Genomic DNA, 13,450 nt, shown 5'->3' on the forward strand with positions numbered 1-13,450 from the left:
ACAAGAGAATCAAAAAATAACAAATGATCTACTCCTTCGGCCCCTACACCCCCGTCGTTCATCCCTCTTCCTTTATACATCCGCAGGCAGCGGTTACGGGAGATGTGATCATAGGTAAAAATTGTTATATCGGTCCGGGTGCGGCCCTTCGGGGCGATTGGGGAAGTATCATACTGGAAGATGGATGCAATGTGCAGGAAAATTGTACCATTCATATGTTCCCCGGATTTACAACCCTCCTACGAGAAGGGGCCCATATCGGACACGGGGCAGTGATCCATGGTGCGGAGATCGGGCGAAATTGCCTGGTGGGAATGAATGCCGTGGTCATGGACGAAGTGGTATTGGGTGAAGAATCCATTGTTGGCGCACTCAGTCTGGTGAAACAGGGAGAGATCATTCCCCGACGTAGCTTACTGGCCGGGAACCCCGCCAAAATCATAAAAGAGGTTACCGATGAAATGATCGCCTGGAAAACCGAAGGCACCCGGCTCTATCAACAACTGCCGGCAGAAATGTTTGAAAAATGGAAAGCAGCAGATGCGCTCAGAGAAATTCCGAAAGATTGGCCCAAACGGGAGAAAGGAATGCTGACTCCTAAAAAGAAGAATTAATAATACTGTCTCCCTTTACTGAATAAAAAGTCACGGTACGAAAACGACACGGTTAACTGGAAATAATTTTCCCTTATCAGGTCATTCAGTTTTGTTCCCCGTACACCCGCCGTAGCGGATATCGCATAGGCCAACCGGTTATTAAATCGTTTACCATATCCCATCGTCACCCCCATATCATCAATGGCCTCGCTTCGAACAATGAGTGAAGACCGCTCATAAAAAGCCCCCAGTTGAAAAAAACGACTCTCCGCCAATTTTCCCCACTGCTTATTTCGCTTGACCGATTCAAAACCCGCCGCCCAGCGATGACTATCACCATATTTCCAGCCCGTACCATTCACTTTTAGCGAAGCCCAGTTCTCATAGGTATAGTCCGCGGCAAAAGTGTACCGTTTGTCCTTTACCAGGGCCATTCCAATACCCGCTGTAGTGGGTAGTGTAAACCGGTCACGATCGATCAGTTCATCGTCCACGATCACGGTTCCATTCTCTTCCACCGTCAGTGTTCGTTCAGATGCCAGTCTTGTTTGAGGAATATATTTTGCGCCTATTGACCAATCCCATTTTTTACTCAAAGCCGTTTTATATATTGCCCCAGCTTCCACTCTGAACTGACTGTAATAATCCTGCTGTTTGGTGGCAATGGTTGTGGCCAGCGAATTACCATACAAGGTTTCCTCCTGATTGATCGCCCCGGAAAGCAACGAGGTTTTTAAACCAATGGAAAATTTCTTGCCCAACGAAAAAGCATTGGCCCAATAGTATTCATTGATACCTCCATGCCCTTCATAGAGTGTAGCATAACTATCCTGAGTACCTTCAATAAAGCGGCTCCCCACCAGCGAATAACTGACCCGGCTAAATGGTTTTAACCCAACCCCACTGGCCCATGAATTATTGAGCTTTACATGTATCGAAGCCTCCCGTATCCACATATCGCGGTTATTGCTGTTATCTGCCGTAACAGGAGTGCCTGAATACCGTGAAAACTTTCCCGCCCCATTTAATTGAACCACAAAAAAACTCCGCTCCAACCCGGTGATCGATGCCACATTGTTATTGATTAGCAGATCCGAAGTGGAAGGGATGGCCAATCCCGCCCCGCCCATTCCACTTGTGCGGTTAACCGCTGCGCGGTCAATGTCGCCAATACCATAAATGGAATATGGGCTATTGATGGACTGGGAAAATATAGTTCCGGATAGGATAACCCCAAAGGGCAGCAGCGCCATTTTAATTGTGCGTTTTCTCATGCAATTAATTATTTATTGTGACCACGGATAGAACCAACTCTGATCTGAACTCATGCGAGACATTTCCAAATACCGCCCGGTGAAGGCTGAACTGGTTAGAAGGATTTTTTTGTAAAATAAAAAAGCCATCATCAGTAGCTCCTGAATTGGCCAGCATAGCTTTGATATAATTCGTAACCTCAAACCGGTAATAAGTATTGACACCATAGAGTTGATCGATCACCGGATAGGCATACTGCACATCTGTACCCGATGAATCAGCCACGGCATTCCCCGCCACATTTGACCCATCCGTTTGCACCATATATAAGGTATCGGGCAAAGGGAATCGCGCATCATCATAGGAAGATTTGACCGGACGTAAGAACAACTCAGCCTTTAACAGCCGAAGCGTTTCCTCCCGTTGCAAAATATTTCGCAGAGAAGGGAATATTACTTTTGAGTATATCCCTGCATTGCTCTGCATAAAAGACAGGTTGCCCGAAGCAGAAGAGGAAAGCTCACTTAAACCATTTGAAGAGGCAGGCCCATTCGCCAGAAAAGTGCCGCTTCGGTCAGTCTTAATTTGATTAAAGGCATAGTTATCATTAACCGATAAAAAATCCACTTGCTTTGACTCCGGATAAGGTACCGTGTGATGGTAGAACAACCGAATGGCGAGGCTTCCACTGCTGGATAAAATACCAAAAAGTACAGATTCGTCGGGATCAGAAGCAGACAACCGTAATCCACGCAGGTATTGTTGAAAGGCATCTGTGCTGGCCAGCTCAGATGCTACATTGTAAATTTTATTATACAGATCAAGCCCCCTGGCATCATCCAACCGGATCAGGAGCGAATCATCATAGGTAGGCCGGATGGTCAATGTGCGGCTGCCGAGCGCCTGTGGTTTTACCAAAAAATTGGTGGTGTTATACATATAGGTAGAAAAAGGGTATTGGAGTTCCTCCGCCAGTTCATGTACCTGGATGGTTAATGGTTGAGTGGTATCGCCCAGATAATATTCATTCAACCGAAGTACAAGACATATGGAATCATATACCGCTGTTACAGGTATCTCGGGAAGCGTTGCCGGTTTATCCATCTTAAAAAAACTGGCGGTACGGATCAAACCCAGGTAAGGATCCCGCAGGTTTCCAGCAAAAAAAGAGGCCGGGTTATTGGTGGTAAATGAATCAAGGAGGATAGTGGACAAAACAGGTTCCACACTATCGATGGCTATCAGCCGGGTGTACTCGTTTTCAGGCTGTGTACCAAACTGAATGGTGTTCTTATAACAGGAGAAAAGGCCTACTACAAAAAGTACAGGTAATATGATCTTGAATGAGGTAACATTTTTCATCATGCCGCAAATTATCCAGCCACCTTGCAGGCATTTTGTTAAGGTAGACCAATCGGGAAAATGTATCGGCGAAAGAGGCGGGAGGCGTGAGGCGGGAGGCGTGAATAGTGAATAGTGAATAGTGAATGAAAAGTAACTAATAGTTTGTAACTTAGTATTTAAAGAAATTTCACTATTCACTATTCACTATTCACTATTCACTATTCACTATTCACTATTCACTATTCACTATTCACTATTCACGTCTCACGCCTCACGTCTCACGTCTCACGCCTCACGCCTCACGCCTCCCGCCTCACGTCTCACATTGTCCGTCGGTTAATTCTCACGATTCATCTATTTTATGATACCCTTTGGAGACCCCCCGGGTACTTTTAACCCCAAAATTAATAGTATGCGAAAAGTGAACGTTTATGTTTGGGGTAGTATCATGCTCCTGGGGGCTGTGGTCCTGGGAATTGGTTGTGGTAAAACAAGTGACAGTACAGAAGATCTGGTTGGCAACTGGAGCCGTGCTTCGGATTTTGATGGCTATGCCCGAAGTGAATCCGTAAGTTTTGTGATCGGGAATTATGTGTATCTCTCAACGGGTATTACGGACCGTGACCGTTTCAATGACCTATGGGAATACAGCCATGCGCGAAAGTACTGGACCCAACGCGCCGATCTTCCGGGAACCGCCCGTAACTCAGCCGTGGCCTTTGCCATTGATGGTAAAGGTTACCTCGGCACCGGGTATGATGGCACGAACAAGCTCAATGATTTTTGGCAATATGATCCATCCTCTAATAGCTGGACACAAAAAGCCTCCTTTACAGGAAGTGCGCGGTATGATGCAGTTGGCTTTGCCCTGTCGGGTAAAGGATATATCTCGAGTGGATATGATGGAAATTATTTGAAAGACCTGTGGCAGTACGATCCGTTGACCGACAGTTGGACCCAGAAGGCCAGCATAGGTGGATCCAAACGAATGGCTGCCACCAGTTTTGTGATCAACGATAAAGCCTATGTGGTAAGTGGTGCCAATAATGGATCGGCCCTGAATGACCTTTGGGCCTATGACCCTGCTACAGATTCCTGGGATGAAAAAAGAAAGATCTCCAATGTTAGCGATGATGAATACGATGATGACTACTCCTCCATTGCCCGGTACAATGGCGTTGCCTTTCAAATGGGAAGTTATATTTACTTCACCGGTGGAGAGAACGGCAGTTTACTAAGCACGACCTGGGAATACAATGCAGCTACAGATATCTGGACACAACGTACCGGATTTGAAGGCACTGCCCGCACAGGTGCCATTGCCTTTTCACTGGGTGACCGGGGATTTGTACTGACAGGTCGCAGCGGCTCGCTGTCCTTTGACAATATGTATGAGTTTGACCCAACTGCGGAGCAAGATGACGATGACAACTAGGACCAGGATACTGGGGATATTTGGGATTGTATCGATTGGATTATTCGTTTTGATTCGATGGTACAACAGACCTGAAATTGATTACAGGGTCATAGAAATAGATAGAGCCTGGGGGTATGAGATCCTGGTGGATGACCGGGTGGTCATTCACCAGGAAACCATCCCGGCCATAGATAGCCTGATGGGTTTCCCCACCAAAGAAGCCGCCGAAAGAACCGCGAGCTATTTGGTAAAAAAAATAGAGAAAAAGGAAACGCCCCGGTTAACCTTAACGGAATTGGAAAAACTCGGTCTTATTCCACAGCACACGCATAGATAAGTGACTTAGTTGCAGATATCAGGTCACAACACTCTATCTTTGACCTGGATTTGAGGATTTTTAGAATAATTCCTGAAAATCAATCCCTTAAATCCTGGAAATCCTATAATCAAGGTATGAGTTTTGTTGACCAGATACGCATCTTCTGTAAAACCGGCCATGGTGGCGCAGGCAGCCGGCATTTTGCCCGAACCAAATTTAACCCCAAGGCAGGTCCCGATGGCGGAGACGGAGGCCGGGGAGGGAATATCATTTTACGTGGAAACCGTAATCTCTGGACCCTTTTGCACCTTCGTTATCAAAAGAATATTGCCGCCGACGACGGGGACAATGGTTTGAAAAATAATATGACCGGCCGCGATGGAAAGGACATCATCATTGAAGTACCCCTGGGTACGATCGCTTTTGATGAAACAACCGGCGCGAAAGAGATCGAGATCCTGGAAGATGGTCAACAGGAAATATGGCTCAAAGGCGGTAGAGGTGGTTTGGGAAATGCGCATTTTGCCACCCCCACCAATCAGGCTCCTGATTATGCCCAACCGGGCGAACCCGGAGTGGAAGGCTGGAAGGTACTGGAGCTTAAAGTACTCGCGGATGTAGGTCTTGTGGGATTCCCCAATGCCGGTAAATCGACCCTGTTGTCCGTCATCACCGCAGCCAAACCCAAGATCGCCGATTATGCCTTTACAACCCTGAACCCGCAATTAGGTATTGTGGAATACCGTGATGGGAAAAGTTTCTGCGTTGCCGACCTTCCCGGAATCATTGAAGGGGCCGCAGAAGGAAAAGGACTTGGACATCGTTTTCTCCGGCATATTGAACGTAACTCCATCCTGCTCTTTGTGATACCCGCCGACAGCAAGGACCACAAGGAAGAATTTGACATCCTGCTGAATGAATTAAAGGAATTCAATCCCGAACTGCTCGATAAAAAAATGCTCCTGGCCATTACAAAAAGCGATATGCTTGATGAGGAACTGACCCAGGCCATTAAAAAAGAACTCCCCACTACCCTCCCCCATGTATTCATTTCTTCACTGACCGGGCAGGGACTTACCTCGCTCAAGGATATCATGTGGCAAGCACTGACCAATGATCAATAATTTATAATGAAGAAGCAAGAATCTTAGTAGGTTTGCCTTTACAAAAAAGGCACTATATGAAAAAATTCTTTCTATCGTTCGTATTAGTGGTCGGTCTCTTTCTTCGCTCCATAGCGGATGAAGGTATGTGGCTACCGCTGTTATTGGGTCAGCAAGTGTACAATGACATGGTGAAAAGAGGGTTGAAACTGACCAAAGAACAACTCTACAGCATCAATAAAGCTTCGATCAAAGATGCCATCGTGATCTTCGGGGGTGGATGTACGGGTGAGATCGTGAGTTCACAAGGATTGATCTTTACCAATCACCACTGCGGATATGATGTGATCGCTTCAAGCAGTACACTGGAACACAACTACCTGCGGGATGGCTTTTATGCAAAGAATTTTGGGGAAGAGATACCCGGCGGACAACTTTCCGTCCAGTTCCTGCTGCGTATTGAAGATGTAACTGCAACAGTACTTGATTCCCTGAAAGGATTGAAAGGCGCCGAACGTGCCCAGGCTCAAACCCGGGTGATCAATGCGCTGAATGCAAAATACTCCGATGCCGCCAATGATATTGAGGCCCGTATCAGTCCGCTTTTTAAAGGAAACCAGTTCCTGGTTTTTGTTTACCAGCGTTACCGTGATGTAAGACTGGTAGGCGCTCCACCGGAAAGTGTAGGAAAGTTTGGCGGTGATACCGACAACTGGGAATGGCCCCGACATACAGGCGACTTCTCTGTATTTCGTGTGTACATGAGCAAAGAAGGCAAGCCCGCTTCTTACAGCGCCGACAATGTTCCCCTGAAACCAAAATGGTTCCTGCCTGTTTCGATCAAAGGTATCCGTGATGGTGATTATGCCATGATCTATGGCTATCCCGGTGGTACCAACCGGTATGAAACCTCCTATGGCATCAAACAAAAGATCGATATTGACAACCCCACACTCGTGAACCTGCGTGACATTCGTCTCAAGTTCATGTTTGAGGAAATGAAAAAAGATGCTGCGGTTAAACTCCAGCTGGCTTCGGATTATGCCGGTATTGCGAACTACTGGAAATTCTTTGATGGCGAAAGCAAACAACTGATCAAGTACGATGTATATGGGCAAAAGAAAAAAGCCGAAGAAGCCTTTATCCAATGGGCCAAAGGAAAACCTGAATACGAAAGCCTGATGAAGGATTGGGAAAAGGCCTATGCCGACTGGCGGCCCTATTCCAAAAACCGGGTATTCCTGATCGAAGGCATCATGGGTTCGCCGCTGCTTGCGTTTGCATCAAGCCTGCAACAGGTAGAAGCCGCCCTGGTTACACCAGGTAAAACCCCGGCCGACGCCAAAAAAGCCATCGAAGCAGCTTCTGAACAAAGGGCTGAATTCCTCAAAGGAGAGAATATTCCATCCGACCGCAATATCCTCGCGGCCGTAACCATGATGTATTATCAACAAGTGGAAAAAGACCAGCACCCTTCCGGTTTTTATTATAACCTGAAGGATAAGTATGGATCCCTGGATGATGAGGCCACTTTTAAAAAATACGCGGCCGATGTAATTGCCAACACGATGATACTGGATGATGCCAAATGGAAGGCCTTTACCGAAAACCCAAATGCAAATGCCCTGCAAAGCGACCCGGCTTATGCCCAGGCCAATGCCTTTGTTACCAATTATACCAGCAAATACCTGCTAAAATACCGCGCCTTTACCACCGCCAATGCAGAATTAGGTCGTCTGTACCTGAAAGGCATCATGGAAATGGATCCGGTAAAAGCGAAAAAAATGTACCCCGACGCCACCTTCACCATGCGTGTCAGCTTTGGGAATGTGAAGTCATATCGCCCGCGTGATGCAGTGTTCTATGATTATGTAACCACTTCAAAAGGCTTATTGGAAAAATATAAGGCCGGTGATTATGAATTTGACCTGCCGACCAGACAGATCGAACTGCTCAAGAAAAAGGATTTTGGCCAATATGCCGACCCGGTACGCAAAGACCTGGTGATCGGTTTCATCACCACCAATGACATCACAGGTGGTAACTCCGGATCGCCCGTGCTGGATGCCAGTGGTAACCTGATCGGTCTGGCCTTTGATGGCAACTATGAGGCCCTGAGCCATAAGATCGCTTTTGATAAAGACCTGAACCGGACGATCTGCGTAGATGTACGCTATGTGCTCTGGTGTATTGATAAATTAGGAGGCGCAAGCCACCTGATCAAGGAATTGAAATTAGTGAAATAAGACAATCGCATATTCCGTGCCTTCGGTGTATTCTGTGAAAGAAAAATAGCACGCAGAAAACACCGAAGGCACGGAATTTTTTTTACATTGGCCCATGAATAACATGGCCACGATCATTCAGACGGAAGTCTATAAATTCAACGTCCCGCTCAAAGCTCCTTTTATCACCGCATTTGGAAAGGAAGAGAATGCAGAGAATATCGTAGTTGTCATTCGCACCGACAAAGGTATCAGTGGATTTGGCGAGTGTAACCCCTTTCTGCCGATCAATGGCGAAAGCATTGATACCTGCTACTCCGTGGCCCGCTATTTCGCCACCTTGCTCAAAGGCGCCAATGCCCTGAAGATCGAAGACTGTCTGGCGAAGATGGACCATTTTATATACGCCAATCAAAGCATCAAAAGTGCTTTTGACATGGCGCTTCATGATATTGCTTCCCAATGGGCGGGTCTACCGCTGTATAAATTTTTGGGTGGCAAAAAGAATAAAGACCTCTATACTGACTATACCGTAAGCATCGGTGAAGTAAAAAAAATGGTTTATGATGCCATCAAGATAAAATCAGATGGCTATCCGGCCATCAAGATCAAAGTGGGTGAAGGTGCTGACCCAGATATTGAACGGGTAAAAGCCATTCGCGCCGCCGTTGGCAAGGATATCCCCCTCCGGCTCGATGCCAACCAGGGTTGGACCCCCGAAGATGCAAAAACGATATTAAAAGCATTGAAAAAAGAGGGTATCCAGTATTGTGAGGAGCCGATCGCCCGAAAACATTTTCATGAATTAAAGAAACTCAGAAAGAATTCTCCCATCCCGATCATGGCAGATGAAAGCTGCTGTGATCATCTTGATGCCCGTATGCTCATTGAGATGGAAGCCTGTGATAAATTCAATATCAAGGTTGGGAAAGCGGGTAGCCTGCAAATTGCCCGTAAGATCCTTAAGCAGGCCGAAAAAGCGGGAATGGAATGTCAGATCGGTGCCTTTATGGAATCCCGGTTAGGCATGACCGCCTTTGGACACCTGGCCTTGAGCAGCTCAGCGGTAAAATATTGTGATTTTGATACTCCGCTCATGCACGCCGAAGATTATGTCACCGGCGGAATTAACTATCATGAAAACGGACGCATGACCATGCCGGAAACACCGGGCCTTGGAGCAAGTATTGAAATAGAGATTTTGAAAAAAATGGAAGGGTTTGTGGCATGAACGGAAATAAGGAATAAGGATGTTATGGATGTTTAACCACAAATCGGGATGTCTATTATAACACGATCTATCACTTCCTTATCTCTTATTCCCCGTCTTTCCAACGCCACAAATACAAACACGCATACGTTCTGTAAGGCGCCCATTTTTGCGCTATTCGCTCAATCTCCCCTTTCAATTTTTTTCTATCCGACCCATCCAGTTTATACAGATCGATCATGGCGTTCTGCAAACCCAGGTCATCCAATGCAAAAAGGTCTTCCCGTCCCAACGAAAACATCAGTAACATCTCCACCGTCCATCTTCCTACTCCCTTAATTTCGGTCAGGTATTCAATGACCTCCTCATTACTCATTTTGTTCAACCGGGTATGTGACATTCCTTTTTCCAGTTCAAACCGGGCCACATTCTGGATATAGAGTGTTTTGGCATTGCTCAACCCAATACCCCGCAAAGTTTCAAATGGCGTATCTACAATAGCCTGCGCACTGGGCGATTTTCCGCCATAAAGTTTAATAAAGCGGTCCTGCAACACTGCCGCCACCCGGGTGGAGAGCTGTTGACTCATGATGGAGTAACAGAGGTGCAGATAGATATTTCTACGCCTGGTGGGGGCCAGTGGACCATAGGTATTGATTAATCTCTTAAGCTTCCGGTCTTTTGAAAGATGTGCGATTGCCTCCATTAATAACTATTGATTACTGATCATCTTTCGCAATTGCTCATTTGTTTTCTTATCCCGGATCACGATCACATAGGCCCCGCGTGCCCAGCCACGTGTATCAATATCAATTCGGCTGGTAAAGTTCATCGGTCCACTCACAGCCATCCCATTCAGGGCATATACCCGCAGTTCCATCGGATGTGTGTTATTTTGATACGTAATAAAAAGATCATTGACAGCCGGATTGGGCCAGATTTTAATATTTCGTTCGAGCACTGGTGAATTGATGGCCGTGATGAGGAAATTAAAATCACTAGACATGGGACTGGTACACCCATTGCTGGTCACTTGTACAGAAAAATTACCCGAAGCAGGGGGCGTATAGGTTTGACCTGTAGCGCCAGCGATCGGGTTACCATTGGTGTACCACTGGTTACCACTGGCTGAAGAAGATTGCAGCGAAGTGCCCACCTGTGTTATAGTGGGTTGTGTCGGAACAGCATTGACCGTAATAGCCATCGCATTGGAAACAGGTGAAAAACATGTACCTGCATTTACCCTGACGGTATAGGAACCCCCATTGGTTACCGTAAGACTGGTATTGGTGGCACCCGTGATCACCACATTATCCCTGTACCATTGGTTTCCGGTGGCGGAAGAAGAATTGAGCGTAAGGGATCCTCCCTGACAGAAATTCGTAGCCCCTGTAAACGAAATGGTGGGTGTAGGTGGCAAAGCAGTTACCTGAACATAGAGGGGTGAAGAGGCATAACTGGTCACACTGTTCACCGTGGTTTTTACCGTATAGTATCCGGTCTCTGTTGCCTGGTAAGTATTGGCAGTGGCGCCTGCAATCACTGACCCATTTTTATACCATTGATTTCCCGAAGAAGCCGAGGAGGTCAGCGTTATCGTTCCTCCCTGACAAAAAATAGCTGAGCCCGTTGTTGTTACTACAGGTGCGGCAGGCAGGGCATTGCTGAGTTTAAAATCCCAAATCCCCATACCATAGGTACCAAAGCGAACCGTATTGCTGGACTGGATATACTCTACCGTAACATAGGACTGAGTGGGATTTATCGCACTTGTCATGGAGTACCATTGATTATCGGCCACCACATATACATAGGGACCGGCTTCAGTAGCCGCAAAAAGTAAGGTCTCATCGGGATTGGCTACGATCTCATACACCAGGGTAGAAGGCAGGCCTGTGCTGATGGAAGTAAAACTTTGTCCTCCGTTTGTTGACTTATACACGGGCGGATTGGAGTATCCACTACCTGCCAACCAAACCAGGTTTGGGTTAAACCGGGAAGAATAAATACTTGAACCATACAGGTACCAGGGAGTGGGTCCATTGAAAGAGGCAGTCTTTGTCCATGATCCGCCTGCATCCGATGTGGTGAAAAAGGCGCCATCTTCGGTAGCAACGTAAATTCGGTTGGGATCGATACGAGACGCTTCAACGGCGGTAATGCCTCCGTTTCCGGTATTTGAATTGGCGCGGAAATTATAGGCCAACTGCGTAGCATTGATGGCAAAAGGCGCGCTTGTGGAAGCTTTGAGTTTGGATAAATAGGAACCCGTACCTCCGGATGTATTTCCACCGGCCATCCATACTTCATTTTCCGTTTCTGAAAAAGCTGTATTCACTACCGGTATCATCCAGCCATAATTGGGGAGTTGACTTCCGGGCATGGTCCAGGTGGAAGATAATCCCCCGGTTGGGTTATCATAATAGTATAGTGCGCCTCCCGGGTATTGTGTCCATAAGTGATGAGGCGTTCCCGTCAAAGCGAGATATCCATAGTCGCCACTGATTACCTGGGTAAATTCAAGTACACCAGGTGTGGTAGCGGTAAGGTTTCGTTGAAAGCCCTGGTCCTGCGAACCGGCAAACAACCGATTGGGTTGACGCTGATCGGTGATCACATCATAATATTGGGCCGTACGCAATCCAGACATGCTCAGGTTGGTATTGGTCACCATGCCATCGGTCGACACATAACATCCACCATGATTATTGATGATCAAAAACGAGCTGCCTCCTGCCTTGCGGAAATGAGCGATCTCCATGATATCTGCATGCAATTTGCTCTGTGGGTTGGCATAATACTCCGACCATACATTCACCTTGGTAAAACTCAATCCACCATTCAAACTCCGGTAGGCATCAACTCCGCCATAATATACTTTCTGGGGATCCTCATTGGAAACCTCCAACCTGTCCCAGGCCGTTTCGGTAAGCGTGCTTTGCAGGGTCCAGGTAGCACCATCATTGATGGACTGATACAACCGCTTGTTTTCAAACAACGCATAAAACACTGCCGCACCACCGGCATAGGTCGCTTTGAGGATACATTTTTTACCTGATTCACTATTGGGTACAGAATTGATGGTAGTGACCGTAGCACCATTCACGGTAGAGAGAACAATATTTCCGGTTACGGATTTGCCATCCAGAAAATAAACCTGGTTGGTGTTATACATCTTGGTCATCGATAACTGACCATCGGTACCATGATCAAAGGTGTGGATCTTGGTAAATGTTTGTCCAAGATCTGTAGAGCGGTACAACCAGTACCGGGGCGCCCAGGGAACATTGTCCCATAAATAGGCCAGACAATAAATACTTTTATTGGCATCATTCACCGCAGTCATGGCTACGATGGTATTTCCGCCCCAGGCTACAGGGAAACTGATTCCCGTTGAGGCGTTCATGGTCAATCCTTCATTATCGGTATAATAGACCTGGTTGTTCGCAAAAAGAAGAAGCCGTTCTGAATTATCGGGTTTGTGTACCAGGTTGATCACGGCATCACGAAAACGGAAAATATTGTTTTGCAGGGTCCAGCTGCCATTGGTCAGGGTCCGTTTCCACAAACTTCCTCCTGCACTCACCACATAGAGATTATCAGTCAAGGAATCATAGGCAACGGCTTTTACATTCCCCGCCTGGTTATCACTCCCTCTTTCTTCCCAGTTACCTTGTACCTGGCCATTGGCAAATACATCATCATTGACACGAGCACCACGATTGCTCAGGTATGTTTGCCGCCATGCCCTGCTCTCCTGGTCATTTGACTGTTCGATCATACGCCAGTCAGTACCCGGTGCGGCACGATGGATCAACTCAAAATACTTTTCTCTTTTCTTTTGATTCTCATCCCCCTCGGTAGGTGCGGGAGGCAGCTGCCTGGCAGGGTTTTTAAAAAATGAAAATCCGGCTAAAAGGATAAGGCCGATCAGAATGGATGGTAAATATTTTCTCATGATGTGGTTCCCTAAAATTAAGAG

The 13,450-nt window shown here is 46.8% G+C and carries 10 protein-coding genes; 6 read left to right on the forward strand and 4 right to left on the reverse strand.

Annotated elements, in window-relative coordinates; genetic code table 11:
- The first annotated feature begins 23 nt into the window (after nt 1–23).
- Nucleotides 24–614: a transferase hexapeptide repeat family protein gene (locus J0M30_00945; GenBank protein MBN8666036.1), complete on the forward strand. Its 591-nt coding sequence runs from the start codon at nt 24–26 to the stop codon at nt 612–614.
- On the opposite strand, the gene J0M30_00950 is transcribed toward J0M30_00945, so the two are convergent.
- Both J0M30_00950 and J0M30_00955 read right to left on the reverse strand, forming a co-directional pair.
- Nucleotides 611–1,870 carry a hypothetical protein gene (locus J0M30_00950; protein ID MBN8666037.1) on the reverse strand — a complete coding sequence of 420 codons (1,260 nt, stop codon included), beginning with the start codon at nt 1,868–1,870 and terminating at the stop codon, nt 611–613. The genes J0M30_00945 and J0M30_00950 overlap by 4 nt on opposite strands.
- Before the next feature lie 4 nt (nt 1,871–1,874).
- Nucleotides 1,875–3,215: a DUF4270 family protein gene (locus tag J0M30_00955; GenBank protein ID MBN8666038.1), complete on the reverse strand. Its 1,341-nt coding sequence runs from the start codon at nt 3,213–3,215 to the stop codon at nt 1,875–1,877.
- Nucleotides 3,216–3,606: 391 nt separating this feature from the next.
- Here J0M30_00955 and J0M30_00960 point away from each other — a divergent pair, with 391 nt between their 5' ends.
- From J0M30_00960 to J0M30_00980, 5 genes are all read left to right on the forward strand, one after another.
- Entirely contained in the window at nt 3,607–4,629 is a 1,023-nt protein-coding gene (locus J0M30_00960) for a hypothetical protein (protein MBN8666039.1), read from the forward strand.
- Complete coding sequence (locus J0M30_00965; protein MBN8666040.1) at nt 4,613–4,948, forward strand: DUF4907 domain-containing protein; 336 nt, start codon at nt 4,613–4,615, stop codon at nt 4,946–4,948. The genes J0M30_00960 and J0M30_00965 overlap by 17 nt, the downstream gene beginning before the upstream one ends.
- A 116-nt stretch (nt 4,949–5,064) precedes the next feature.
- Complete coding sequence (gene obgE / locus J0M30_00970; GenBank protein MBN8666041.1) at nt 5,065–6,054, forward strand: GTPase ObgE; 990 nt, start codon at nt 5,065–5,067, stop codon at nt 6,052–6,054.
- A gap of 56 nt (nt 6,055–6,110) precedes the next feature.
- Nucleotides 6,111–8,279, forward strand: a complete 2,169-nt coding sequence (locus J0M30_00975; GenBank protein MBN8666042.1) for a S46 family peptidase — start codon at nt 6,111–6,113, stop codon at nt 8,277–8,279.
- A gap of 103 nt (nt 8,280–8,382) precedes the next feature.
- Entirely contained in the window at nt 8,383–9,489 is a 1,107-nt protein-coding gene (locus tag J0M30_00980; GenBank protein ID MBN8666043.1) for a dipeptide epimerase, read from the forward strand.
- 85 nt (nt 9,490–9,574) lie between these two features.
- Here J0M30_00980 and J0M30_00985 read toward each other — a convergent pair whose 3' ends face one another.
- Together J0M30_00985 and J0M30_00990 are read right to left on the reverse strand one after the other, a co-directional pair.
- On the reverse strand, nt 9,575–10,174 hold the full coding sequence (locus tag J0M30_00985; protein ID MBN8666044.1) for a DNA-3-methyladenine glycosylase 2 family protein: 600 nt from the start codon (nt 10,172–10,174) through the stop codon (nt 9,575–9,577).
- A 6-nt stretch (nt 10,175–10,180) separates the two neighbouring features.
- Nucleotides 10,181–13,426 carry a T9SS type A sorting domain-containing protein gene (locus tag J0M30_00990; GenBank protein MBN8666045.1) on the reverse strand — a complete coding sequence of 1,082 codons (3,246 nt, stop codon included), beginning with the start codon at nt 13,424–13,426 and terminating at the stop codon, nt 10,181–10,183.
- Nucleotides 13,427–13,450 lie beyond the last annotated feature (24 nt).

It is taken from the genome of Chitinophagales bacterium (genome assembly GCA_017303415.1).
Lineage (GTDB): Bacteria > Bacteroidota > Bacteroidia > Chitinophagales > Chitinophagaceae > SpSt-398.

Coding starts and splice junctions, on each gene's coding strand:
- J0M30_00945 (MBN8666036.1), top strand. CDS start 24: ATGATCTACTCCTTCGGCCCCTACACCCCCGTCGTTCATCCCTCTTCC.
- J0M30_00950 (MBN8666037.1), bottom strand. CDS start 1,870: ATGAGAAAACGCACAATTAAAATGGCGCTGCTGCCCTTTGGGGTTATC.
- J0M30_00955 (MBN8666038.1), bottom strand. CDS start 3,215: ATGATGAAAAATGTTACCTCATTCAAGATCATATTACCTGTACTTTTT.
- J0M30_00960 (MBN8666039.1), top strand. CDS start 3,607: ATGCGAAAAGTGAACGTTTATGTTTGGGGTAGTATCATGCTCCTGGGG.
- J0M30_00965 (MBN8666040.1), top strand. CDS start 4,613: ATGACGATGACAACTAGGACCAGGATACTGGGGATATTTGGGATTGTA.
- obgE (MBN8666041.1), top strand. CDS start 5,065: ATGAGTTTTGTTGACCAGATACGCATCTTCTGTAAAACCGGCCATGGT.
- J0M30_00975 (MBN8666042.1), top strand. CDS start 6,111: ATGAAAAAATTCTTTCTATCGTTCGTATTAGTGGTCGGTCTCTTTCTT.
- J0M30_00980 (MBN8666043.1), top strand. CDS start 8,383: ATGGCCACGATCATTCAGACGGAAGTCTATAAATTCAACGTCCCGCTC.
- J0M30_00985 (MBN8666044.1), bottom strand. CDS start 10,174: ATGGAGGCAATCGCACATCTTTCAAAAGACCGGAAGCTTAAGAGATTA.
- J0M30_00990 (MBN8666045.1), bottom strand. CDS start 13,426: ATGAGAAAATATTTACCATCCATTCTGATCGGCCTTATCCTTTTAGCC.